Here is a 22,556-nt window from a genome sequence, read left to right as displayed (position 1 = left end):
AATTTTGATTAAAAAAAAGTAATTTTTTTTGTGTAAGACACACTGTTTAATCTATACTTTCTTATTATAATCAATACATCTTTAAAAATAAACCGTAAAGGAAGTTCAATTTTTTTTCTTCGTATTGATCAAAAACTTTTTCGTATTTTAAACTATTTGATAATAAAACTTGATATATTTTATTATACGAAAAATGGTTTAGACCCTTGGATGGTTACATCCAAGGTCTAAACCTAGTTCTAAACTGTGTTTTGTTATTTTAACTCAACAACAGCTCCAGCTTCTTCTAATGATTTTTTAAGACCTTCAGCCTCTTCTTTAGAAACACCTTCTTTAACAGTACTTGGAGCACCATCAACTACATCTTTAGCTTCTTTAAGACCTAAACCTGTAAGTTCTTTAACTAATTTTACAACTGCTAATTTAGAAGCACCAGCTTCTTTTAGTACAACTGTAAATTCAGTTTGTGCTTCTTCAGCAGCACCTTCTCCACCACCAGCAGCAACTACTACAGCTGCAGCAGCAGGCTCGATACCATACTCGTCTTTTAATATTGTTGCTAATTCGTTAACTTCTTTAACTGTTAAGTTAACTAATTGTTCTGCGAATTGTTTCAAATCTGCCATTTTTTCTATCGTTTAAAATGATTTGTAAAAATATAATTTAATTATTGTGCGCTAATTAAGCAACAAGGAAGCAAGCTTCCCTGCTTTGATTATTATGCTTCAGTTTCTTCTTCGCTACCTGCGAATTTGTTTTGTAAAGCAGAAATAATTCTTTGAGCTGGAGATTGTAATAATCCAATAAGTTCTCCAAGTAACTCTTCTTTAGATTTAATAGTTGCTAATGCATCTAATTGGTTGTCTCCAATATATACTTCAGAATTGATGTAAGCTCCTTTTAAAACTGGTTTATCAGATTTCTTACGGAAATCTTTGATAATTTTTCCAGGTGCGTTAGCAACATCAGAAATAAAGATAGCACTGTTACCTGACAAAACTGTAGGTAAATCACCATAATCATTAGCAGAAGCTTCCATTGCTTTTGCAAGCAAAGTGTTCTTTACAACTTCTAATTTAATACCTGCTTTAAAACAAGCTCTACGTAAGTTTGAAGTTGTCTCTGCGTTTAAACCAGAAATATCAGATATGTAAATGATATTTGTACCAGCTAACTGCGCAGTTAAATTTTCAATCGCGATTGATTTTTCTTCTCTAGTCATACTAAAAATTTTTAACTACCAATTATACTGCCTTTGGGTCTAATGCGATAGCAGGACTCATAGTGCTTGTAAGGTGAATACCTTTAATGTATGTACCTTTAGCAGCAGTTGGTTTAAGTTTTATTAATGTTTGAATAATTTCGTGTGCGTTGTCAACAATCTGCTCAGCTCCAAAAGAAACTTTACCGATTCCTGCGTGTACGATACCAGTTTTATCAACTTTAAAGTCAATTTTACCAGCTTTAACCTCTGCAACAGCTTTTGCAACATCCATAGTTACAGTACCTGTTTTAGGGTTTGGCATTAAACCTCTAGGTCCTAAAATACGACCTAATGGACCTAATTTACCCATAACAGCTGGCATAGTGATGATAACATCAACATCTGTCCAACCATCTTTAATTTTTTGTAAATAGTCGTCAAGACCTACATAGTCTGCACCAGCTTCTTTAGCTTCCGCCTCTTTATCTGGAGTAACTAATGCTAATACTTTAACATCTTTACCAGTTCCATGAGGTAATGTAACTACACCTCTTACCATTTGATTCGCTTTTCTTGGATCAACACCCAAACGAACTGCGATATCAACAGACTCATCAAATTTTGCAGAAGCAACAACTTTCAATAATGCCGCAGCATCTTTTAGAGAGTATAATTTGTTCTTTTCAATTTTTGAAGCAGCCTCTTTTTGCTTTTTTGTTAATTTTGCCATTTCTTTTTCTTAATTAAAAAGGAGCATCTCCTGATACAGTTATACCCATAGATCTAGCTGTTCCAGCAACCATACTCATAGCTTTCTCAATTGTGAAAGCGTTTAAGTCTGGCATTTTGTCTTCAGCAATAGTTCTAATTTGTTCCCAAGTAACGCTAGCTACTTTTTTACGATTAGGCTCACCAGAACCAGATTTTAGCTTTGCAGCTTCCATTAACTGAACTGCTGCTGGAGGAGTCTTAACAACAAAATCAAATGATTTGTCTTTGTACACAGTGATTTGCACTGGACAAATTTTGCCAGGTTTATCCTGAGTTCTAGCATTAAATTGCTTACAAAACTCCATGATATTAACCCCAGCAGCTCCTAAAGCAGGTCCAACCGGTGGCGACGGGTTCGCAGCACCTCCCTTAACTTGTAGTTTAACTACCTTACTAATTTCTTTAGCCATTTTTAAAAAATTTATCACTGTAATCAATGGAAGCGATTACAATGGTTTATTATAGTGTAACAAAAAATTATACTTTTTCAACTTGCATAAAGCTCAATTCCAATGGTGTCTTTCTTCCGAAAATCTTAACCATTACCTCAAGTTTACGCTTTTCTTCATTGATTTTCTCAACAGATCCATTAAATCCATTGAAAGGTCCATCAATAACCTTAACTGTTTCACCAACACTAAATGGAATAGAACGAGTATCTGTATTTACAGCCAACTCATCTACTTTACCTAACATACGGTTTACTTCAGAAAGTCTTAAAGGAACAGGTTCTCCACCTTTAGTTTCTCCTAAAAACCCAATAACACTAGTAATTGACTTAATAATATGAGGGATTTCACCAACTAAGTTAGCTTCAATCATAACATATCCAGGAAAGTAAACTTTATCCTTAGATGATTTTTTCCCATCTTTTACAGTAACTACTTTTTCAGTAGGAACCAAAACCTGAGAAACATAATCCTCCATACCTAATCTCGCAATCTCAGTCTCGATATAAGCTTTCACTTTATTCTCTTGACCACTAACTGCTCTAACTACGTACCATTTTTTCACATTATTATCTGCCATCACAAAAAAATTATCCTTTTAACCAGTTAAAAAATCCAGCCAAAGCTTTTGCAAAAAATTCGTCTACTCCCCAAGTTGCCAAAGCGAATAAGATCGAAAATACAGCCACAACAATTGTCAATTTCTGTACTTCAGCCCAAGCTGGCCAAGTAACATTTGACTTTAACTCTTCGAAAGCCTCTGATAAATAATTAGTAACTTTTGTCATTTGATATATTTTTTATTGCACGGGCGGAGGGATTCGAACCCCCATCAACGGTTTTGGAGACCGCTATTCTACCCTTGAACTACGCCCGTAATTAAAGCCAGTGATTAAAAAATAATCACTGGCTTTTTTATTTATTTTATAGAATTACTCTACAATTTCAGTAACCTGACCAGCTCCAACTGTTCTACCACCTTCACGGATAGCAAAACGTAAACCTACGTTCATAGCGATTGGGCTTAATAAAGCAACATTGATTGTTAAGTTATCTCCTGGCATTACCATCTCTACTCCTTCTGGTAAAGTAATAACTCCTGTTACGTCAGTTGTACGTACGTAGAACTGTGGACGGTAGTTATTGTGGAATGGAGTGTGACGTCCACCTTCTTCTTTTTTCAAGATATAAACCTCAGCTTTGAATTTAGCGTGTGGTTTTACTGAACCTGGCTTAATAATAACCATACCTCTTTTGATATCAGCTTTATCAATACCTCTTAACAATAAACCTACGTTATCTCCAGCTTCACCTCTGTCAAGGATTTTACGGAACATCTCAACTCCTGTAATAGTAGAAGTTAATTTTTCAGCTCCCATACCAATGATTTCAACAGGATCTCCAGTGTTAGCAACTCCAGTTTCGATACGACCTGTAGCAACAGTTCCACGACCTGTAATTGTAAATACGTCCTCAACTGGCATCAAGAATGGTTTAGCAACGTCACGTACTGGCTCTTCGATCCAAGCATCAACAGCTTCCATTAATTCAATAATTTTAGGAACCCAGTTAGGATCATTGTTCAATCCACCTAAAGCAGAACCTTGAACAACAGGACCATTATCTCCATCATATTCGTAGAAAGATAATAAATCTCTAATTTCCATTTCAACAAGTTCTAATAACTCAGCATCATCAACCATATCCACTTTGTTCATGAAAACAACGATTCTTGGAATACCAACCTGACGACCTAAAAGGATGTGCTCACGAGTTTGTGGCATTGGACCATCTGTAGCAGCAACTACTAAGATAGCTCCGTCCATTTGAGCAGCACCAGTAACCATGTTTTTTACGTAATCCGCGTGACCTGGACAGTCAACGTGAGCGTAGTGACGGTTAGCAGTTTCGTACTCTACGTGTGATGTATTAATAGTAATACCTCTTTCTTTCTCCTCTGGAGCGTTATCGATTTGATCAAACGATTTTGCTTGACAGTAACCAGCATCTGACAATACTTTTGTAATTGCAGCAGTTAATGTAGTTTTTCCGTGATCTACGTGTCCAATTGTACCTATGTTTAAGTGCGGTTTGGAACGATTAAAATTCTCCTTTGCCATTTTACTTAATTTTTAATCTTAGTTATATATTAATTTTCAATTTCCTACTTACTTGAGCCAATGTCGGGATTTGAACCCGAGACCTCTTCCTTACCAAGGAAGCACTCTACCCCTGAGCTACACCGGCAGAGAGTTCTGAGTTTAGAATTCAGAATTTAAATTTTAGAATTTATTAATCCAAAACCTACAATCTAAAACTTCAACTTCTTTTTAGTGGGGAGAGCAGGATTCGAACCTGCGAAGTTCACACAGCAGATTTACAGTCTGCCCTCGTTGGCCGCTTGAGTATCTCCCCATAGTTTTAAAATTCCATCATTTTAAAGAACCAATTTCAAATCGCATTTGAAATTTATTGAGCCGATAGAGGGACTCGAACCCACGACCTGCTGATTACAAATCAGCTGCTCTAGCCAGCTGAGCTACATCGGCGAATACATTAAAAAAGTCCGCTATTTCTAACGGACTGCAAATGTAGGTATTTTATCTTTTAATCAAAACATTTTTTGAAAAAAATTTCAATTAAATGTGTGCTCTAATTTTTTCCTTCCTTTTTACAAGTAAACGTTCTAGCGATTCTGCCGAAAGCTCAACAGCTTCTTCAAATGTTTTACACTGTTTTTTCACCAAAAAATCATCACCAGGAACATTAATCTTTATTTCCACCACTTTATTCTCTTTATCACTCGTTCTTTCAACTTTTAAAAAAACATCTGATGAAACCACTCGATCGTAGTATTTCTCTAGCTTACCCATTCTTTCTTGGATAAAATCGACTAATTTTCTGTCGACAGTAAAATTAACTGCATGAACATCTACCTTCATAATAAAAATTTTAGGGTTAACATTTAGAACCACTATTTATTTCTAGGATGCGCATCTTTATACACTTTTTTAAGTTCCGCCAAACTATTATGAGTATAAACCTGTGTAGACGCCAAACTAGAATGCCCTAGCAATTCTTTAACTGAATTCAAATCTGCCCCATTGTTCAATAAGTGAGTTGCAAAAGTATGACGAAGCACATGCGGACTTTTTTTCACCTTTTCTGAGACCCTACTAAAGTATGAATTTATTAAACGATAAACAAAAGATTCGCTCAATTTTAACCCTTTTTTTGAAACGAAAAAATAGTCACAATCCATCAAACTTTCCAAACTATCTCTTTCCTTCACATACGAATCGATTTGATCCGCAATAATCGGCAAAATTGGAATAATGCGCTCTTTATTTCTTTTCCCTAAAACCTTAATCGTGTTATTTGAGCGATCGACATTTTTAATCATCAAATGAATTAACTCCGCCCGACGCATTCCTGTCACATAAAACATTTCCACAATAAGCTTATCCCGAATTCCTTCAAAATCAACCGGAACCTCTATTGTAGCAAGTAAATCCTTCAGCTCTTTTTCCGAGAAAGGAACCTGAACCACTTTCGGAGTCTTTAAAGACTTATGCTTTAGCATCGGATTAACTTCTATCTGCTTCGTCTTTAAAAGAAACTTATAAAAAGCTTTTAAAGAAGCCATTTTTCTATTAACCGAAACATTAGAAATATTATGATCAACCAAAAAGACAATCCAACTTCTGACCTGACTATAATTCACCACATCAATACTTTCTTGATCAAAAGATTCTTTTACAAAAGCTTCAAAAGAAACCATATCATTCAAGTAAGCCTCAACTGTATGCAAAGAATATTTTTTCTCCAGCAAAAGATAATCCGAGAAAGCTTCTCTATTCGTTTTCATAAATCTAAAAATTAAGCATAAAAAAACCGTTAGCATCAAAATTAAAACATTTTGACCACTAACGGTAATTATTTTCTAAAAGCTGATATTAACTTTCTAAACTATCTTTCAAGCCTTGAATGTAAGCCGCTTTTTGGATTTGAGCTCTTTTGATAACAGAAGGCTTAATAAAAGCAGTACGTGCTCTTAATTGACGAACAGTTCCTGTTTTATCAAATTTTCTTTTATAGCGCTTTAATGCTCTATCGATATTTTCTCCGTCTTTAATTGGTATAATTAACATAATATAGACACCTCCTCTCGTTAAGGCTGCAAATGTATATATTAATTATGAATTATGAATTATAAATTGTGAATTATTTTTAAAAAAGAGAAAAGAGTATAGAGAAGAGATATATAGATATAATTCTTTATTCTTTATTCTTTATTCTTTATTCTTTATTCTTTATTCTTTATTCTTTATTCTTTATTCTTTCAACAAATTCCTAGAAATAACAACCTTTTGAATCTCAGTTGTTCCCTCTCCTATAGTACACAATTTGGAGTCTCTGTAGAATTTTTCTACCGGAAAATCTTTAGTGTAACCGTAACCGCCATGAATTTGAACTGCATCATTTGCGATTTTAACACACGCTTCTGAAGCATACATCTTTGCCATAGCTCCTGATGTTGTTACTGGTTTATGCTTTTGTTTCAAGAAAGCCGCTTTATGCAATAGTAATTCTGAAGCTTCAATTTCTGTTGCCATATCCGCCAATTTAAAAGAGATTCCCTGAAAACTACTGATTGGTTGCCCAAACTGATGTCTTTCTTTCGAATATTTCAATGCAGCTTCGTAAGCTCCTTTTGCAATTCCTAGAGACAAAGCTCCGATAGAGATTCTCCCGCCATCCAGAATTTTCATTGCCTGAACAAAGCCTTCTCCAACTTCTCCTAATCTATTTTCATCTGGAACACGACAATTATCAAAAACCAGCTCAGCGGTCTCACTGGCTCTCATTCCTAATTTATTTTCTTTTTTACCTGATGAAAAACCTTTCATTCCTTTTTCAAAAACAAAAGCTGTCATTCCTTTAGAATCTCCTTTTTCACCAGTTCGCACTACCACTACTGCAACATCTCCTGAAATAGCATGTGTAATAAAGTTTTTTGCACCGTTTACGATCCAATGATTTCCATCTTTAACAGCCGTCGTATTCATTCCTCCAGCATCAGAGCCTGTGTTATGCTCTGTTAGCCCCCAGGCGCCTATAAATTCGGCCGTAGCCAATTTTGGAAGCCATTTTTTCTTTTGTTCTTCGTTTCCAAAAGTCAAAATATGATTAGTGCATAAAGAATTGTGTGCCGCGACAGATAATCCGATTGAAGGATCTATTTTTGAAATCTCTTCTATTACGGTAATATACTCGTGATAACCTAAACCAGAACCTCCATATTCTTCTGGAACCAAAACGCCCATGAAGCCCATTTCGCCAAGTTGCTTAAACAACGGAATTGGAAAAATTTGCGCTTCATCCCATTCCATTATATAAGGTCTAATATTTTTTTCTGCAAAGTCTTTTATAGACTGTGCGATCATTAGTTGTGTTTCGTTGTAATCAAAGTTCATGAGTTAGTTTCTTTTAGAACTCCAAATATAAACTAATTATTTTTGCTTTTTCAACAGGAAAATCTTTAATTTTTGCCAAATCCTCAATATTATTAAAATTTCCATTCATACTTCTATAAGTTACAATTTGTTTTGCTAGTCCATATTTGAAGTATGAAAATTGAGCCAATTCTTTTAATGAAGCGTCATTTACATTTATTTTCTTCAAGCTTGAGGGAATTACAACTTTAAAATGAGCATTTAGTTCATTTATAACTTCAGGCGAAAGCCCCCAAATCTCTTTCATCTGCTCCATTGATACAAATGATCCAACGATTTCTTTCTGCCTCAAGATTCTAGAGGACAACCCTTCTCCTATTCCGTAGATTTTCATCAAATCTTCTTGCGTTGCCTCATTAATATTTATTATTTCTAACTTTTCTTTTTTCGGAAAGCTTTTTACAATGAATTCTTTTTTCTCGACACTATAATTCTTTTTATTCTGTTTCCAATCTGGAAATTTAAACAAAGGAGAAATTTCCTTTAATAGAGAATCCGAGACTCCAGTGACCGCCTGAAACTCTTCTGCCGAGTTTACATATTTATTCTCTTTGCGAAATGCCATTAAACGATCAATCTCTTCGACAGACATTCCGAGTTTGTATCCTTTATAATCTGAAATAAAATTAGGATTAAAAAGATAGACAGTTGGTTTTACATCTTTTTCAGTTAATTTCTGTTGATCAATTTCTGACTGAAGCGCAAGCCACTCCTCTTTTTCAGAGTTTTTCGCCTCTGAAATATTGAAATCAGATAAAAAATAAAATAATTGCAGTCCTATCATAATAAGAAAAAGCATAAAAACACCTATCCGTTGCTGTTTTGTAAAATGAAAATACTGGTTTAAAGACTTAAAATTCATGATTAAAATTACTTTTGAAGAACAACTTAAGAAAAATCCTTCAAATTTATCAAGAAAATTAGTAAGAAAAGTAACTTTTAAAAAATTATCGAATCTCTTATAAAAGTCCAATTAATTTAATGAATATCAATACTTACAGAATCTTTCTTACGAGTACCGTAAAAAAAACAAAGATTTTATAACTTAAAACATGATAATTGTTTTTATTTTTTCCAAAAAACAATACATTTGGCACTTAATAACAAATAAACCAATAAAATAATATGTCAATTTGGAGAGTTAAACCTATATCTGCCTTTGAGGCCGATATGAAAAAAAGTGATTTAAAGAGAGTCCTAGGAAAATGGAGCCTTACCGCCATTGGCGTTGGTGCCATTATCGGTGGGGGAATTTTTGTACTTACAGGTACTGGGGCTTATTATCATGCAGGACCAGCATTAGCTATTTCGTTTATAATCGCAGGTATTGCTTGTGTTTTTGCAGCACTTTGCTATTCTGAATTTGCTTCCATTTTACCTGTTGAGGGATCTGCTTACGCATATGCCTATGGTACTATTGGAGAAGTTTTTGCTTGGATAATTGGATGGGGACTAATTCTCGAGTATGCAATGGGATCGATGACTGTAGCGGTTTCCTGGTCCGGATACTTTAATAAATTGCTCAAAATATTTCACATTCACCTTCCTGATTGGTTAACTACAGATCCTGCAAGCTACACAGGAGAAGGTTTTTCTATGAATCTTCCAGCTTTCTTAATCGTTCTTTTAGTTATTTCATTGCTTATTAAAGGAACAAAAAGCGCTGCTAAAGCAAACAACGCAATTGTTATTCTTAAAGTATCTGCTGTAATCTTTGTAATTATTGCTGGTCTTTTCTTTATTAATACAGCAAACTGGAGCCCGTTTATTCCTGAAGCAACTCAGATTATTGAAAAAGAAACTACGCACAATGCTTACGGAATTGGAGGTATTATCTCTGGAGCTGCAGCTATTTTCTTTGCTTATGTTGGTTTCGATGCTGTTTCTACACAAGCTGGAGAAGCTATTAATCCTAAAAAAGATGTTCCTTTTGCAATTATTGCTTCTTTATTAATTTGTACTACTTTATATATCCTTGTTTCTTTAGTACTAACAGGAATGATGAATTACCAAGACTTTAATCCACTAGGAAAATATCCTGAAGCTATCAAAGCTCCTGTTGCTTATGCATTTGATATTGCAGGACAAGGCTGGGCTGGTTCTATTATTACTGTTGCTGCAACTATTGGTTTGGTTTCAGTATTAATGGTAATGATCATGGGACAATCTAGAATTTTCCTTGGAATGTCTAAAGATGGTTTAATTCCATCTGTGTTCTCTAAAGTAAACCCAATTTCTGGAACTCCAAAAACAAACTTAATGATTCTTGGAATTATTATCGCAACTGTTGCTGCTTTTACACCGATCAACAAATTGGCTGACATGACTAGTTTTGGTACTTTGTTTGCCTTTACAATGGTTTGTATTGCTGTTTGGATTTTAAGAGTAAAACAGCCAGGATTAACTAGAACATTTAAAGTACCTGCTTTACCAATTATTGCGGTATTAGGAATTGCAATCAATTCTTATTTAATTTTTAATTTAAGTAAAGATGCACAGTTATTATCTTTTGGATGGCTTATTATTGGTATAATTGTATACTTTGGATATAGCAAGAAAAGATCTAAACTTAACAATCCTACTGAAGAATAATAAATACAACTTCATAAAAAAGCTCCAAATCTAGATTTGGAGCTTTTTTTTATAAATCAAATACCGATGTTCTTTTTGATCGAATTAAATCTTTCAACCTAATCCAGAAAGCGAGAGTCAAATAGACTCCAAACCCTAAACCCGCTGTAACAAAAGAAATGTAGATAAAAAACAATCGCACACTTGTTACGCGCATTCCGAGTTTATCGGCTAGTCTTGAAGAAACATGGAAACCATATTTTTCAAAAAAGAATTTAAGTTTTAAAATTGCTGACATTTCTATATTTTAGATTTAATACTTTAGATTTTTAGATTGTTGACTGCTCAGGATTACAAAAGTACAAATTATCTAATTATTTTTAAGCAACTCTAATCCGATAGCACATTTTAAACAAGCCTTGCGCTCGCAATATTCATTTTTAAGTTCTAATAGCGTCTGACTTTCAAATGCAGTTTTTGATTGGATACCAAAAGAATTAAACTTGTCCATAATGACGTTTTTCTCTGAAGTAACTTCATTCATAAAATCAATTAAATCTTCAGAAATTGATTCACCTATAATATTCGAATAAGTAAATTGAAGCGGAATAATGGTATTTATAATCAGGAGATCTATAAATGATTTAGAAAGCGTTTTAGGCTTCTTCGGACTATCTTTGTCAAATTGGTAATGATTTTGCCAATACGAGCTTGCAGACACGCTTAGTAAACGATATACAGCATCTACTGATTTTAAATCGATAATCTTAGAAAACAAATTTTGATGTTTATGGTATAAAGCCGCCAATTGAGAAAGTCTGATTGTTGGAAAATTATCTGGACGAAGTTTAAAAAACTGGAGAGGCTCTGTATATGTCTTTTCTATTTGATACTTATGCAATAAATAAAAATAGCGAAACTTTAAATCTTTATAATACACATCTTCTTTCTCGACCTCCAATAAACCAGCAGTGCCAAAAAGGAGCGCTTCTAAATTTTCAATTTCAAAACTTTCTTTTCTGATTACTGAAAACGGAATTGCCATCGAGATTTGCAGAAACGAATTTCCGTTCGTATTTAGCCCGAAATTCTTCGCTAGAAGGCAAAATAAGACCGCTTCCCAATCTTGATTGGTTTCTTCCAATAACTGAGCAATAAATTTAGATTTACGCTCTAATCGCTCAAAAAACAATCTTTCCTGCCAGTTTTTAAAAACAAATCTGTCTATGTCTTTTAATTGCCTTTCGCAGAAAATCCAAGTCTTTGGAGAAACCAATGCCTTATAATTTTCGATTATTTCTTTTGAAACATAATCTTTAAGAACCAAAACAGGAATTTCGGTATTGTTTTCTCTAAAAATAGCGGTGTCATTTTCCCAAACAACATGAAGAATAACATTTTTATAAGCCGGATCTTTCTCGTGATTATGCAAATACCAATCTGAAGATTTCAAATGAATCTCTACATTGCCTGCCCATTTTTGACTTCCGATTTCTATGTGAGCATTAAAAAAATCTGGCCCAGCAAGCTCTAGATAATCGCCAGTTTTAAGAATTGTTATCAATTCGCCTTGAACCGATTTTAAATTCAGAGAATCAAACTTCTTGAATTTCCAGATATAATGAAGAAAGTCTTCTTTCATTTTTAGATTTTAAAGTAGAATTACAAAATCTAAAAGTAATTAATTTTTAATATTATTCTTACAAAATAAAAATTTTTAACGAAGCATATACAATTTAGCACAAGCTCTAGCATCTGACAAAGCTTCATGGTGATTCAACTGGATATTCATTTCTCGACAGCAATCACTTAATTTTGTTGGCTTTATGCCTTTTGCTTTATATATTTTAACTGTGCATTCCCACTTTGTGGCAATGTTTAAATCGTCATAATTTAAGCGATGCAGAAGCATTGTTTTCATTAAGACATTTCGATCAAAACTTTCGTTATGTGCTACTACAACTTTATTTTTTAGCCTCTTTTCAATCTCTGGATAGATTTGAAAGAACGATTTTGCATTCATCGTATCTTTAGGATAAATTCCATGAACACGAATCGTAAAAGGATTATATTCGTTATTTGGTGGTTTAATTAAAGTCACATATTCGTCCACAATAATTCCGTTTTCGACGGTCACAATACCTACAGAGCACGGATGATATCCCGTCGCAGTTTCAAAATCTATAGCTGTAAAATTCATTTTCTAATTTTAAAAGACAAATCCATAAATCTAATTGTTTAACAACAAGATTTATGGATTATTTATATTTATAAGAGACTTATTTTATTGCGCCAATAATATCATATTTAGTTATAATGTGATGGTGTCCGTTTCCTAAGTCTACCAAAACAGCATCATTTTCTTTGCTAAAAAGCTTTGAAACCTCTTCAATCGGTGTTCCTAGTTTCACAATTGGGAAAGGTTTGCCCATTACTTCTTTAATTGGTTTTTCGGCAACATTTTTATCTGCAACATAGCTTCTAAATAAGTCTGTTTCGTCAACAGAACCGACAAATCCATTGATATCAACAACCGGAATTTGTGAAATTTTATATTTACGCATACGCTCGATTGCATGCGACACTAATTCTTCAGTACGAACAACGATTAATTCTTTATCAATATGATCTTTAATAACGTCTTCTGCCTTAGTTACGTTTTCTTCTAAGAATCCGCGCTCGCGCATCCAGTCATCATTAAACATCTTTCCAACATAACGGCTTCCAGAATCGTGAAATAATACCACTACAACATCTTCTGGTTTAAAATGTTCTTTTAACTGCAACAGACCTTTTATACAAGCTCCTGCAGAATTTCCAACAAAAATACCCTCTTCAAGCGCAATCTTTCTAGTATAAACTGCAGCATCTTTATCGGTTACTTTTGTAAAACCATCAATTAGAGAAAAGTCAACATTCTTAGGCAAAATGTCTTCTCCAATACCTTCTGTTATATACGAGTAGATTTCGTTCTCGTCGAAAATTCCTGTTTCGTGGTATTTCTTGAACACAGAACCATAGGTATCAATTCCCCAGATTTTAATATTTGGATTTTGTTCCTTCAAATATTTTCCAACTCCAGAAATAGTTCCTCCTGTTCCAACTCCTACAACAAAATGTGTAATTTTTCCTTCCGTCTGTTTCCAAATTTCAGGTCCAGTTTGCTCATAATGCGCCAACGAATTTGACATGTTATCGTACTGATTGACATACCAAGAATTTGGTGTTTCTTCTGCCAAACGCTTTGAAACCGAATAATAGGAACGTGGATCTGTAGGCTCAACATCTGTAGGGCAAACAACAACTTTTGCTCCAACAGCACGTAAAATATCCATTTTTTCTTTAGACTGCTTGTCTGAGATCACACAAATTAATTTGTAGCCTTTTACAATTGCCACAAGTGCAAGTCCCATTCCTGTATTTCCAGAAGTTCCTTCAATAATAGTTCCTCCAGGTTTAAGTCGGCCATCTGCCTCTGCATCTTCAATCATTTTTACAGCCATTCTGTCTTTTACAGAATTACCCGGATTAAAGGTTTCGACTTTTGCCAATACTAACGCATCAATTTCAGCAACAATTTTGTTGAGTTTTACCAATGGCGTATTACCAATTGTTTCTAAAATATTATTTGAAAAGTCCATTTTTATTTAAGTTTATTTAGTGGTTCGAAATAAAAAAAGCCAGTTTTTATTGGAAGAAATTCCAAACCAGACCAAAACGCAGTACAAAATCACGATACGGATTATGAGGTGCTGAATAATAATTACTTTGCGAAAACAAAGCATTAAAATGTTCCGCTTTTAAATAAAAACGTGTCTGGCGTATTCTGGCATTCACAAAGAAATCGAATGTTGCAAAACCACCGATTTTCTTGTCTTGTTGCACAAAAAATTCTGCAATAACAGGATTATAATCGTCTCCATAATATTTCGTAAGATAATTAAAGACAAGACCTGTTTGCATGAATAATGCTTTTTTAAAGAAATGATTCGAATAATAGAATGTATTTCTAGTTACAAAATCAGGTACATTTAAAACTAAATCTGACTGATCTACTTTTTGATACAAAAGGGTATTATCTAATGCAAAAGGTCCAAATTTGAATTCTCTACTTGCTTTTATCTCTAAATAATTAATCGCATTTCCGTACTGCATTGGATTAACGATCTGTATATTAGCCGCTTTTTGTGCATCTGTCGCTACATCTGTAAAATACAAATGATCTTTTAATACCGTATATTGAACTTGTCCCGTTAGCCATGGAGTTGTAATTTCTGCACTTAACGAATTAATTTTTTCGTTTTTAAAATCATTTGACCAATTGTACGAAATCCAACTACTTTGGTATAAGTTATAATTGTTATTTGGCAGTTTATTGATGTTGCGATATCTAAAATCAAACTTAATTTCATCGCTCATATCATAACGTAATTTAGCATCTAAATCGGAAAGCGACTCATTGGTAATTGATCTTGAATATAAAAATCGACCATTCCATTTGTTTTTCTGATATTCGTACTGAGCACCAAAATTATTAAACTGTAAATACAAATTGTCTGGAACAGCGTTTCCAGCTGCATCAACAATAATTCTGTTATACCTATAATTAGATCTATAATCGTCAACAAAAAATATAAATTTACCTAACAGCGAATTTTCGTAAGCTGCTCCAACTTTATTATAAAGTCTTTCATATTTAGTTTGATCGTTAATATTGCTTGCCGCATACGACTCACCAAATCTTTGCACTCGACTAGTTGTTCCATCATTTGCAGTTACTGTAGAAATTACAGTTGGCTGCTTGTATTCGTAATCTTTATACTCATAATTAAATTGATGTGTAAGGTATAAATTATTACTTCCATCAGTTGGATTCACTCTAAAAGCATGATCAAAAAACAATCTTCTTCCTTTTAAGAACGATTCTGCATCGGTTAAATAAACCTGTAATCTTTGCCTGTTTTTATAGTCATCATTATCGCTTTCAAAATCAGCATCGTTTGTTATACCGCCATTTTCCTCATTCAAAATATCCTGATTTGTAAAATGTGCATTTATCGCATATCGTTTGCTAGTTGTGGCATAACTGGTTGTAATTCTTAAATTACCGGCACTAACCAATTGATTATTATAATCTCCTTCAGATCTTAAACCTTTATATGCAATCGAGAAATTAAGATTTTTAGAGACATTTAATGTGATAAAAGAATCTACATTCTGTCCTTTTTTTATTGTAGTATTAAAAAACAATTCTGTAAAAGGCGTTGCAACAGAATAATATCTAATTTGATCTGCTTGCATATAGTTAGAATGCTTTCCGCTAAAACCAATTTCAGGATACGGAGAAAAACTTGTCAAACTGTATTGAAGCGTATTTAAAGGTTGTCCAATATTAGAAAACTCCATAAGACCAAAAAGATCTTTTCTTAAATGATTTTGTCTATAAGCACTTTTAAGAGTTAGCGACGTATCTGCATAAATAGTATCATGTTCTAAAGTGACAATTTTATACTGATCTATGGTTGCAATCTTTTGTTTTTTCTTTTTTACGGTATCAGTGACACTTGAATATTCTGTATTCATATCTAAATTATTTTTAGAAGCAGTTTTTTTTTCTTGCGAAAACAATAAAGTTGGAACAACTAATAGATATAAAAAAATGAATATTCTCATTTGATGGCTTTGTATAAATTTATTTTGACAAAATTTGCTAAGCAAAGGTAATATAAAAAGGTATAAACGAAAAAACATAATATATAATATGAAGCTAGGATCGTTTTGGAATTTTGAAAACGAAAACCCCGTATACAAAAGTATACGGGGCTCTCAAAAAAAATCAAAATATTTATTATTCTTATTCCCAAACTGGGTATAATTTAATTGATATAGATTATATTCTAAAGATTAGAATTTATCCCAGAACAATTTAGTATTTAATAAATCTCCTCCAATATCAGCAGATGCTTTAATATAATTTGTTTTATTAATACTTGCTTCTACACCTGGATAAGTATATCTAACAGGAACAGTAAAAATAAGTTTGTTAATAGCTGCTTGAGGCGCTTTTAACACAGGGAAATCCAATCTTCTGTACGATGTCCATGCTTCGTATCCTCTGTTATAAAGAGCAAACCATGCTTGAGTACCAATTTTTTCTTTATATGTTGCTCCACTCAAAGCATTGTTGTAATCTACTTTTGGGCTTGCAATATAAGCGTCAATAGCTGTAGCACTAGTTACTCCCCAGTCTGCCATAGAAGCTTTAATACCTGCATCATAGTATACTTTTGCCTGAGCAGAACCACCTGGAATTAAGCTTTTCTCAGCAGCTTCTGCTAATAAGAAATTCAACTCAGCAAAATCAAAGATAGTTCCTGGAAAAACTGGATTGTTTAATGTAGACGTAATTTGCGAATAAGCTGTGTAAACATTTGCCGAACCATAAGTACCACCAGTAAATGTTCTTCCTGCAGGAATAACTGGAGCTGGAGCAGTTAAATTAGTAAAATATTTAGGCATCCTTGGGTCACCACCAGGAACAATAGCATCCATAGCAGAAACAAAAGGCTCAGCAGGAATAAAATCAAATCTCTGACTAGTTACCAAATCAGCATACAATGGATTTTGATTTCCTGATGTAGTTAAATAAGTCAATTTTGTATTATCAGCATTACTAGCTAAAGCACCAGAAGCAAGAGCTGCCTGAACTTGAGTAGTTGCATAAGCTGGATCAACATCAGACATATTAACTGCCATTCTAATGATTAATGAGTTAGCAAATTTTGCCCATTTTGCATTACTTGCCGCATTACCAGAATAGATAATATCTGCAGCACCAAAGTTAGCCACTGTACTATTTGCTTTTAAAACTGCAGCAGATGCACTTAATCTTTTAATAAGATCTTGGTAAATCGTTTTTGCGTCATCATAAGCCGGTAAAGGATATTTTTGAATATCAATTGCTTGTGAATAAGGAACGTTTCCAAAAGTATCTACCAATACACTATAAGCGTAAGCTTCTAAAATATCGATAAGCGCTAATTTATTTTGCTTAATCGCTTCATCAGCAGGAGTTGCAGGAGTTGTTGCTGCAATCATAACTCTTGAATCATGAAAATCGGCTAAAACATCTCTATACAAAACCAAAAAGTGCGTATCTGGAATTTTTCTGTTTGTAATGTTATACTGGCTCTCATCTGGATAAGTAGTCTCTGTCCATTGCTGTGCAAATAATCTAAAAACGTTATTATTCACACTAGTACTAACCATTTGATCGACTAATTTCTTCTCAGCATTGGTAAACAAAAATTCCGCTTTGGTTGTTGTTGGTCTTTTCGGATCAACATTCATATCTGTAATGTCCTGGCTGCACGAAACCATCATACCTACCACAGACATTAATAAAAGTACTTTTTTCATGATTTAAAATTTTAATGTTAGGTTACAACCAATATTTCTTGTTGTCGGAAGTGAACCTCCTGAATAACCTGATGATAAGTTACCTGAACTTATACCACTTTCTGGATCTGCATCTGGAAGATTTTTACTGATGATCCATAAGTTAGAACCTACTAAAGAAAGACGTAAATCATTCAAACCTGCTTTAGCTATAAATTGTTTAGGGAAACTATAAGTAATGCTTACCTCTCTTAATTTCACATAACTTGCATCGTAAACAAATGCTTTTTGTGGATTAGTATTGTAACCATAGATACTTCCAGCTACTTCAGGACTTGGTGTTCTTGTAGCATTAGGAGTTCCATCTTCATTTACTCCAGGCAAGATAACACCTCCACCATTAGCAAGTGTATTTCTTACAGGGTTTCCAAGTTCGTTGTTTCCTGCTGTAGAAGTAAATAAACCAGAGCTTTGTCCATAATATTGATCAAGAGAGAAAATATCTCCACCTTTTTGAACATCAATTAAGAAACCTAAAGAGATTTGTTTGTAAGTAAATTTGTTACGAACACCGCCAATCCAATCTGGAGTAACGTTACCAATTACATTATTAGTAGTTGCTGTTTGTAAATACACTCCGTTTTTAGTTACTTTTTGTCCGTCTGCACTGTAGATGAAATCTTTTCCAAGAATATCTCCGTAAGCATGTCCTTTAGTACCAACGATACTAACTCCTCCTTGGAACGTACCAATTGTTAAAACATCAACACCTGGTGTTAAATCTACAACTGTATTCTCATTTTTAGACCAGTTTACGTTAATATCCCATTGGAAATCATTTGTTTTTACAGGAGTTACATTGAAGATTACCTCAACACCTTTATTTTCTACAGATCCCGCGTTTACGTATCTAGAAGAGTTACCAGTTGCAGTAGAATAATCTACTGGAAAGATTTGGTCTTCACTTAAACTTTTGTAAACACTCACATCAAAACCAATTCTTCTGTCAAGGAATTGCATCTCTAAACCAAGTTCTTGAGATTTAGTTTTAACAGGGTGCAATTCTGGATTATTAGCAATGTTTGGTCTTGAATAAAGTTGGTTTGATCCAAATGGGTTGAATTTAGTAAATACATCTTGCAATGCATAAGAATCGATACTTCCTTGTGGGTTTTCAGCATAACTCGCTCTTAATTTACCGAAACTTAACCATGGAGCATTAATATGTTTTGTGAAAACATAACTTCCAGAAACAGAGAATGTATTAACATCATTGTCGTCTTGTGGCAACTGAGAGAATGCATCATTACGTACAGTTCCTTCTAAGTAAAGGAAATCCCTAAATCCTACTGAAGCAGATGCATAAACACTGTTTACAGCTGTATTGTCTTCAACCTCGATTGGGAATGGAGAAGCATTTACTGAATTTGATAATGCATAGATTCCAGGGATGATAAGTCCACCATCTGTAGAAGCTAATGTAGATGTACGTCTAGTTCTTAAAGCATTATAACCAACTAAACCTGTTAATGAGAAATCATCATTAAGTTTTTTATTGAAGTTTAATGTAAACTGATAGTTTTGCTCAGAGAACATACCTGTATATTTTTGGTATCCTGAACCAACAGCCAAACGGTTAATTCCAAATGTTCCAGCCAAAGATCCTACAGCTTTTCTCTCTTCACGTAGTTCTGAATAAGAATCTGTACTAATTTTTCCTGTAGCGTTTAACCAATCTGTAAATTTATAATCTAACTGACCATAACCAATGAAACGATTTCTTTCATCTGTTTGGTAGTTTTTATATCTTGTAAAATATGGGTTATCCCAATATTTAGGGCTTGTATTTCCATTAGCAGGATCTGCCATGTTCCAAGAAATATTTTGTCCTCCTGAATTTTGGAAAACTTCTTTTTGAGATTGAATATCCACGTTAGTTCCCCACCATTGACGGAATAAACCTGCAACGTTATCACCACCGTAACCAGTAGTATTTCTACCTTGCGTAGTTTGTGCTAAATAATTGGCAAAAACACTTGCAGATAATTTATCTGTTAATTTGTGGTTGAATTTAATACTTGCGTTATTTTTTCTCAATTCACTATTTGGCAAAATACCATTCTCTTTATAGTTGTTGTAGTTGATAACAAAATTGCTTTTATCTGAACCACCTTCAAAAGAGATTGAGTTATTGAATGTTTGAGCTGTTTCAAAAAATGTAATTGGACCATTTTTAGCAGCAACCCATGGAGATTTTTGTCCGTATTTTGAAGAATATGGAGTATAAGACTCCCAAGTAAGAACAGAAAGATTTGGATCAAACGCAACACCGTAAGAAGCATCATCTGTAGTACTTACTACTTGGTTGCCATTTTTATCCATAACAAAAAACGCTCCTGTTGGTCCAACTGGAATTCCATTAGGAGTTCCATCAGTCTTATAAGTTGGTCCGTAACCTTGTCCATATTTGTTTTGGTAAACAGGGAAAGTATTTTTATCAACTGAACCAACACCAAACTCACTTGAAATAGTAACTCCCATACCTTTTTGAGCTTTTCCTTTTTTAGTAGTAATCATGATTACACCATTACCAGCTTGAAACCCGTATAAAGCAGATGCTGCAGCACCTTTAAGAATATTTAATGTTTCTATATCATCTGGATTAATATCCATACCAGCGTTACCGTAATCATAAGTATTACGCGCTCCAGCTGTTTGTGATCCATTGCTTGAATTCACATTCGAGTTGTTAATTGGCATACCATCAATAACAATAAGCATTTGGTTATTTCCTGTAAGGTTTTTAACACCTCTTGAAACTACGTTTGTAGATCCTCCAAAGTTTGTATTTTTTCTAATATATACCCCTGCAGATTTACCAGAAAGATCGTTAAGGAAGTTTGCGCCAGTAGTACCACCAACTAAATCTTCTCCTTTTAATTCCTGAGTAGAATATCCAAGAGCTTTTTTCTCTCTCTTAATACCTAATGCAGTAACAACAACACTTTCTAATTCTGTAGTATTACTAGTTAATTTTACACTTAATGTTGTAGAACTAGCTGCAACTTCTTGCGTTTTCATTCCGATGTACGTAAAAACCAAGACTTCGCTTGATGTTGCTTTGATAGAGAATTTTCCATCAAAATCTGTTTGCGTTCCGCTTTTAGTTCCCTTAACTAATACACTCACACCTGGAAGAGGCATTCCTGCATTATCGGAAACTATACCCGAAACAGTTCTTTCTTGCGCAAAGGTTAGTTGCGTAATCAGCGCCACCAAAAGCACTAAGAATCCATTTAACTTTAGTTTCATTTTTAAAAATTTTGAATTAGTATGTCGCAAACATCTTAATATTTTCTTAAAAGAACAATGCAACTCACGGTCTTTCTCTAACATTTTTTTAATATTTCTTTAACATATACTTGTTAATGAATAGTTAATTAACGCAAAAACAACTCAATACATAATTTTAAGCATAAAATACTGCAATTTTTTCAATCAATAAATTAACATTTATTTAACATTTAAGATGGCGCTTTTCTTAAAAAAACAGACGAAAAAACAAAATAAAACAAAGTATAATCTTACAAGAAAGTCGATTAAATAAAACATTCTTGACTGAAAATGTTGTATTTGACAAATTTTTAATTTGCTTTTCGTTCCCAAATCGTAATAAATTGTAAATCAATTCTTCCAAGTTGCAAAAAACCGTGATTTTATCTTTTTCGAAGCCATTTTTAGAAAATCACCAATTATCCATTTCATAAAAAAAATCATAAAAATCAAGTGTTTTCACGGGTTTTTAACCAATATCGCAGACTTATAGTCAATTTGAAAAATAGCGTAATTTCTAACCGTATTACTCCTTGATAGGATCACTCTAAAAAAGCAACTATAGATTGTATTCCTTTGGATCTATTTAATGCTTTTTAGAAAAAAAAGTACAATATTTGCCTTTTTAAAACCTAAAAAAATGCTCGAAAAAAATTTCTCAGGATTTGTTTTAGAAACTGGAACTGATGAAGCCGGAAGAGGATGTCTAGCTGGCCCAGTTACTGCCGCTGCCATAATTTTACCCGAAAATTTTGAAAATAAAATTCTGAATGACAGTAAGCAGCTTTCTGAAAAAACAAGAGCGCTTTTAAGACCTATTATAGAAAAAGAAGCCCTATGTTTTGCCGTTACGCATTTGTTTCCAGACGAAATTGATGAAATAAACATTTTAAATGCTTCGATGAAGGGAATGCAGGAATGTATTTTAAAACTAAAACACGTTCCCGAATTTATTATTGTTGACGGAAACCGTTCTTTGAATGCTAAACTCGGTCTTAAAAATAATTTTGGAAAACAGTTTTCTAACGATGAAATTGCTCTTTTAAAATCAATTCCGAATCAAAGCATTATAAAAGGTGATGGGAAATACTTAAGCATTGCCGCTGCGTCTGTTTTGGCAAAAACGTATCGTGATGAATACATGGATCAAATTCATGAAGAATTTCCAATGTACAACTGGAAACAGAACAAAGGATATCCAACCAAAGAACATCGTGAAGCCATCAAAGAATTTGGAACCACAAAATATCACAGAATGAGTTTTAGGCTTTTACCCGAGCAATTAGAACTTGATTTATTTCCATAAAAAAACGA

Annotated in this window: 21 protein-coding genes and 4 tRNA genes; 2 read left to right on the top strand and 23 right to left on the bottom strand. The window is 33.6% G+C overall.

The features are described 5' to 3' along the window. Window positions 1-254: 254 nt before the first annotated feature. The 16 genes from rplL to BSF41_RS06820 all read right to left on the bottom strand — a co-directional run bounded on the left by rplL (window position 255) and on the right by BSF41_RS06820 (window position 8,802). Window positions 255-626: a 50S ribosomal protein L7/L12 gene (gene rplL / locus BSF41_RS06895; RefSeq protein ID WP_025572412.1), complete on the bottom strand. Its 372-nt coding sequence runs from the start codon at window positions 624-626 to the stop codon at window positions 255-257. A gap of 92 nt (window positions 627-718) precedes the next feature. Next, window positions 719-1,222: a 50S ribosomal protein L10 gene (rplJ, locus tag BSF41_RS06890; RefSeq protein WP_095928761.1), complete on the bottom strand. Its 504-nt coding sequence runs from the start codon at window positions 1,220-1,222 to the stop codon at window positions 719-721. A 22-nt stretch (window positions 1,223-1,244) separates the two neighbouring features. Beyond that, on the bottom strand, window positions 1,245-1,934 hold the full coding sequence (rplA, locus tag BSF41_RS06885; RefSeq protein ID WP_017496725.1) for a 50S ribosomal protein L1: 690 nt from the start codon (window positions 1,932-1,934) through the stop codon (window positions 1,245-1,247). A gap of 13 nt (window positions 1,935-1,947) precedes the next feature. Next, window positions 1,948-2,385, bottom strand: coding sequence for a 50S ribosomal protein L11 (gene rplK / locus BSF41_RS06880; protein ID WP_008466923.1), 438 nt, complete (start codon window positions 2,383-2,385; stop codon window positions 1,948-1,950). A gap of 67 nt (window positions 2,386-2,452) precedes the next feature. Beyond that, window positions 2,453-3,004, bottom strand: coding sequence for a transcription termination/antitermination protein NusG (gene nusG / locus BSF41_RS06875; RefSeq protein WP_008466925.1), 552 nt, complete (start codon window positions 3,002-3,004; stop codon window positions 2,453-2,455). 10 nt (window positions 3,005-3,014) lie between these two features. After that, window positions 3,015-3,212, bottom strand: a complete 198-nt coding sequence (gene secE / locus BSF41_RS06870) for a preprotein translocase subunit SecE (RefSeq protein WP_008466927.1) — start codon at window positions 3,210-3,212, stop codon at window positions 3,015-3,017. 18 nt (window positions 3,213-3,230) lie between these two features. Next, window positions 3,231-3,301: transfer RNA gene (locus BSF41_RS06865), tRNA-Trp, on the bottom strand. A gap of 55 nt (window positions 3,302-3,356) precedes the next feature. Further along, a complete protein-coding gene (gene tuf, locus BSF41_RS06860) occupies window positions 3,357-4,544 on the bottom strand; it encodes an elongation factor Tu (RefSeq protein ID WP_095928760.1) in 1,188 nt (395 codons plus the stop codon). 55 nt (window positions 4,545-4,599) lie between these two features. Further along, a tRNA-Thr gene (locus BSF41_RS06855) sits at window positions 4,600-4,671 on the bottom strand. 87 nt (window positions 4,672-4,758) lie between these two features. Next, window positions 4,759-4,839: transfer RNA gene (locus BSF41_RS06850), tRNA-Tyr, on the bottom strand. A gap of 60 nt (window positions 4,840-4,899) precedes the next feature. Continuing rightward, a tRNA-Thr gene (locus BSF41_RS06845) sits at window positions 4,900-4,973 on the bottom strand. 90 nt (window positions 4,974-5,063) lie between these two features. Next, window positions 5,064-5,366: a ribosome hibernation-promoting factor, HPF/YfiA family gene (gene hpf / locus BSF41_RS06840; protein WP_008466930.1), complete on the bottom strand. Its 303-nt coding sequence runs from the start codon at window positions 5,364-5,366 to the stop codon at window positions 5,064-5,066. A gap of 32 nt (window positions 5,367-5,398) precedes the next feature. Then, window positions 5,399-6,292: a tyrosine-type recombinase/integrase gene (locus BSF41_RS06835; protein WP_095928759.1), complete on the bottom strand. Its 894-nt coding sequence runs from the start codon at window positions 6,290-6,292 to the stop codon at window positions 5,399-5,401. Between the two features lie 88 nt (window positions 6,293-6,380). Further along, the gene (rpsU, locus tag BSF41_RS06830) at window positions 6,381-6,575 is read right to left on the bottom strand and encodes a 30S ribosomal protein S21 (RefSeq protein WP_026730435.1); all 195 of its coding nucleotides are present in this window, start codon (window positions 6,573-6,575) and stop codon (window positions 6,381-6,383) included. A gap of 183 nt (window positions 6,576-6,758) precedes the next feature. Next, on the bottom strand, window positions 6,759-7,901 hold the full coding sequence (locus BSF41_RS06825) for an acyl-CoA dehydrogenase family protein (RefSeq protein ID WP_095928758.1): 1,143 nt from the start codon (window positions 7,899-7,901) through the stop codon (window positions 6,759-6,761). A 13-nt stretch (window positions 7,902-7,914) separates the two neighbouring features. Next, entirely contained in the window at window positions 7,915-8,802 is an 888-nt protein-coding gene (locus tag BSF41_RS06820) for a helix-hairpin-helix domain-containing protein (protein WP_172426859.1), read from the bottom strand. Between the two features lie 263 nt (window positions 8,803-9,065). On the opposite strand from BSF41_RS06820, the gene BSF41_RS06815 reads away from it, so the two are divergent. Next, window positions 9,066-10,532 (top strand): APC family permease, encoded by a 1,467-nt coding sequence (locus tag BSF41_RS06815; protein ID WP_095928756.1) that lies wholly within the window; start codon window positions 9,066-9,068, stop codon window positions 10,530-10,532. 49 nt (window positions 10,533-10,581) lie between these two features. Here the strand turns inward: BSF41_RS06815 and BSF41_RS06810 are convergent, their stop codons facing one another. The 7 genes from BSF41_RS06810 to BSF41_RS06780 all read right to left on the bottom strand — a co-directional run bounded on the left by BSF41_RS06810 (window position 10,582) and on the right by BSF41_RS06780 (window position 21,221). After that, window positions 10,582-10,809 (bottom strand): PspC family transcriptional regulator, encoded by a 228-nt coding sequence (locus tag BSF41_RS06810; RefSeq protein WP_008466940.1) that lies wholly within the window; start codon window positions 10,807-10,809, stop codon window positions 10,582-10,584. A gap of 72 nt (window positions 10,810-10,881) precedes the next feature. Beyond that, a complete protein-coding gene (locus BSF41_RS06805) occupies window positions 10,882-12,153 on the bottom strand; it encodes a DUF2851 family protein (RefSeq protein WP_095928755.1) in 1,272 nt (423 codons plus the stop codon). A gap of 75 nt (window positions 12,154-12,228) precedes the next feature. Continuing rightward, window positions 12,229-12,711 (bottom strand): 3'-5' exonuclease, encoded by a 483-nt coding sequence (locus BSF41_RS06800; RefSeq protein ID WP_095928754.1) that lies wholly within the window; start codon window positions 12,709-12,711, stop codon window positions 12,229-12,231. A gap of 79 nt (window positions 12,712-12,790) precedes the next feature. Next, on the bottom strand, window positions 12,791-14,152 hold the full coding sequence (locus BSF41_RS06795; protein ID WP_095928753.1) for a pyridoxal-phosphate dependent enzyme: 1,362 nt from the start codon (window positions 14,150-14,152) through the stop codon (window positions 12,791-12,793). 46 nt (window positions 14,153-14,198) lie between these two features. Next, window positions 14,199-16,184, bottom strand: a complete 1,986-nt coding sequence (locus BSF41_RS06790; protein WP_095928752.1) for a putative porin — start codon at window positions 16,182-16,184, stop codon at window positions 14,199-14,201. 231 nt (window positions 16,185-16,415) lie between these two features. Continuing rightward, complete coding sequence (locus tag BSF41_RS06785; RefSeq protein ID WP_253251771.1) at window positions 16,416-17,930, bottom strand: SusD/RagB family nutrient-binding outer membrane lipoprotein; 1,515 nt, start codon at window positions 17,928-17,930, stop codon at window positions 16,416-16,418. A 3-nt stretch (window positions 17,931-17,933) separates the two neighbouring features. After that, entirely contained in the window at window positions 17,934-21,221 is a 3,288-nt protein-coding gene (locus tag BSF41_RS06780; RefSeq protein ID WP_095928750.1) for a SusC/RagA family TonB-linked outer membrane protein, read from the bottom strand. A 661-nt stretch (window positions 21,222-21,882) separates the two neighbouring features. Here BSF41_RS06780 and BSF41_RS06775 point away from each other — a divergent pair. After that, complete coding sequence (locus tag BSF41_RS06775) at window positions 21,883-22,548, top strand: ribonuclease HII (RefSeq protein WP_095928816.1); 666 nt, start codon at window positions 21,883-21,885, stop codon at window positions 22,546-22,548. Window positions 22,549-22,556 lie beyond the last annotated feature (8 nt).

The sequence above is a fragment of the Flavobacterium sp. ACN2 genome (assembly GCF_002303885.1).
Lineage (GTDB): Bacteria > Bacteroidota > Bacteroidia > Flavobacteriales > Flavobacteriaceae > Flavobacterium.
The sequence above is the reverse complement of the archived record's forward strand: the minus strand, read 5'-3'. Positions and strand labels throughout refer to the sequence as shown.

Coding starts and splice junctions, on each gene's coding strand:
- rplL (WP_025572412.1), bottom strand. CDS start 626: ATGGCAGATTTGAAACAATTCGCAGAACAATTAGTTAACTTAACAGTT.
- rplJ (WP_095928761.1), bottom strand. CDS start 1,222: ATGACTAGAGAAGAAAAATCAATCGCGATTGAAAATTTAACTGCGCAG.
- rplA (WP_017496725.1), bottom strand. CDS start 1,934: ATGGCAAAATTAACAAAAAAGCAAAAAGAGGCTGCTTCAAAAATTGAA.
- rplK (WP_008466923.1), bottom strand. CDS start 2,385: ATGGCTAAAGAAATTAGTAAGGTAGTTAAACTACAAGTTAAGGGAGGT.
- nusG (WP_008466925.1), bottom strand. CDS start 3,004: ATGGCAGATAATAATGTGAAAAAATGGTACGTAGTTAGAGCAGTTAGT.
- secE (WP_008466927.1), bottom strand. CDS start 3,212: ATGACAAAAGTTACTAATTATTTATCAGAGGCTTTCGAAGAGTTAAAG.
- tuf (WP_095928760.1), bottom strand. CDS start 4,544: ATGGCAAAGGAGAATTTTAATCGTTCCAAACCGCACTTAAACATAGGT.
- hpf (WP_008466930.1), bottom strand. CDS start 5,366: ATGAAGGTAGATGTTCATGCAGTTAATTTTACTGTCGACAGAAAATTA.
- BSF41_RS06835 (WP_095928759.1), bottom strand. CDS start 6,292: ATGAAAACGAATAGAGAAGCTTTCTCGGATTATCTTTTGCTGGAGAAA.
- rpsU (WP_026730435.1), bottom strand. CDS start 6,575: ATGTTAATTATACCAATTAAAGACGGAGAAAATATCGATAGAGCATTA.
- BSF41_RS06825 (WP_095928758.1), bottom strand. CDS start 7,901: ATGAACTTTGATTACAACGAAACACAACTAATGATCGCACAGTCTATA.
- BSF41_RS06820 (WP_172426859.1), bottom strand. CDS start 8,802: ATGAATTTTAAGTCTTTAAACCAGTATTTTCATTTTACAAAACAGCAA.
- BSF41_RS06815 (WP_095928756.1), top strand. CDS start 9,066: ATGTCAATTTGGAGAGTTAAACCTATATCTGCCTTTGAGGCCGATATG.
- BSF41_RS06810 (WP_008466940.1), bottom strand. CDS start 10,809: ATGTCAGCAATTTTAAAACTTAAATTCTTTTTTGAAAAATATGGTTTC.
- BSF41_RS06805 (WP_095928755.1), bottom strand. CDS start 12,153: ATGAAAGAAGACTTTCTTCATTATATCTGGAAATTCAAGAAGTTTGAT.
- BSF41_RS06800 (WP_095928754.1), bottom strand. CDS start 12,711: ATGAATTTTACAGCTATAGATTTTGAAACTGCGACGGGATATCATCCG.
- BSF41_RS06795 (WP_095928753.1), bottom strand. CDS start 14,152: ATGGACTTTTCAAATAATATTTTAGAAACAATTGGTAATACGCCATTG.
- BSF41_RS06790 (WP_095928752.1), bottom strand. CDS start 16,184: ATGAGAATATTCATTTTTTTATATCTATTAGTTGTTCCAACTTTATTG.
- BSF41_RS06785 (WP_253251771.1), bottom strand. CDS start 17,930: ATGAAAAAAGTACTTTTATTAATGTCTGTGGTAGGTATGATGGTTTCG.
- BSF41_RS06780 (WP_095928750.1), bottom strand. CDS start 21,221: ATGAAACTAAAGTTAAATGGATTCTTAGTGCTTTTGGTGGCGCTGATT.
- BSF41_RS06775 (WP_095928816.1), top strand. CDS start 21,883: ATGCTCGAAAAAAATTTCTCAGGATTTGTTTTAGAAACTGGAACTGAT.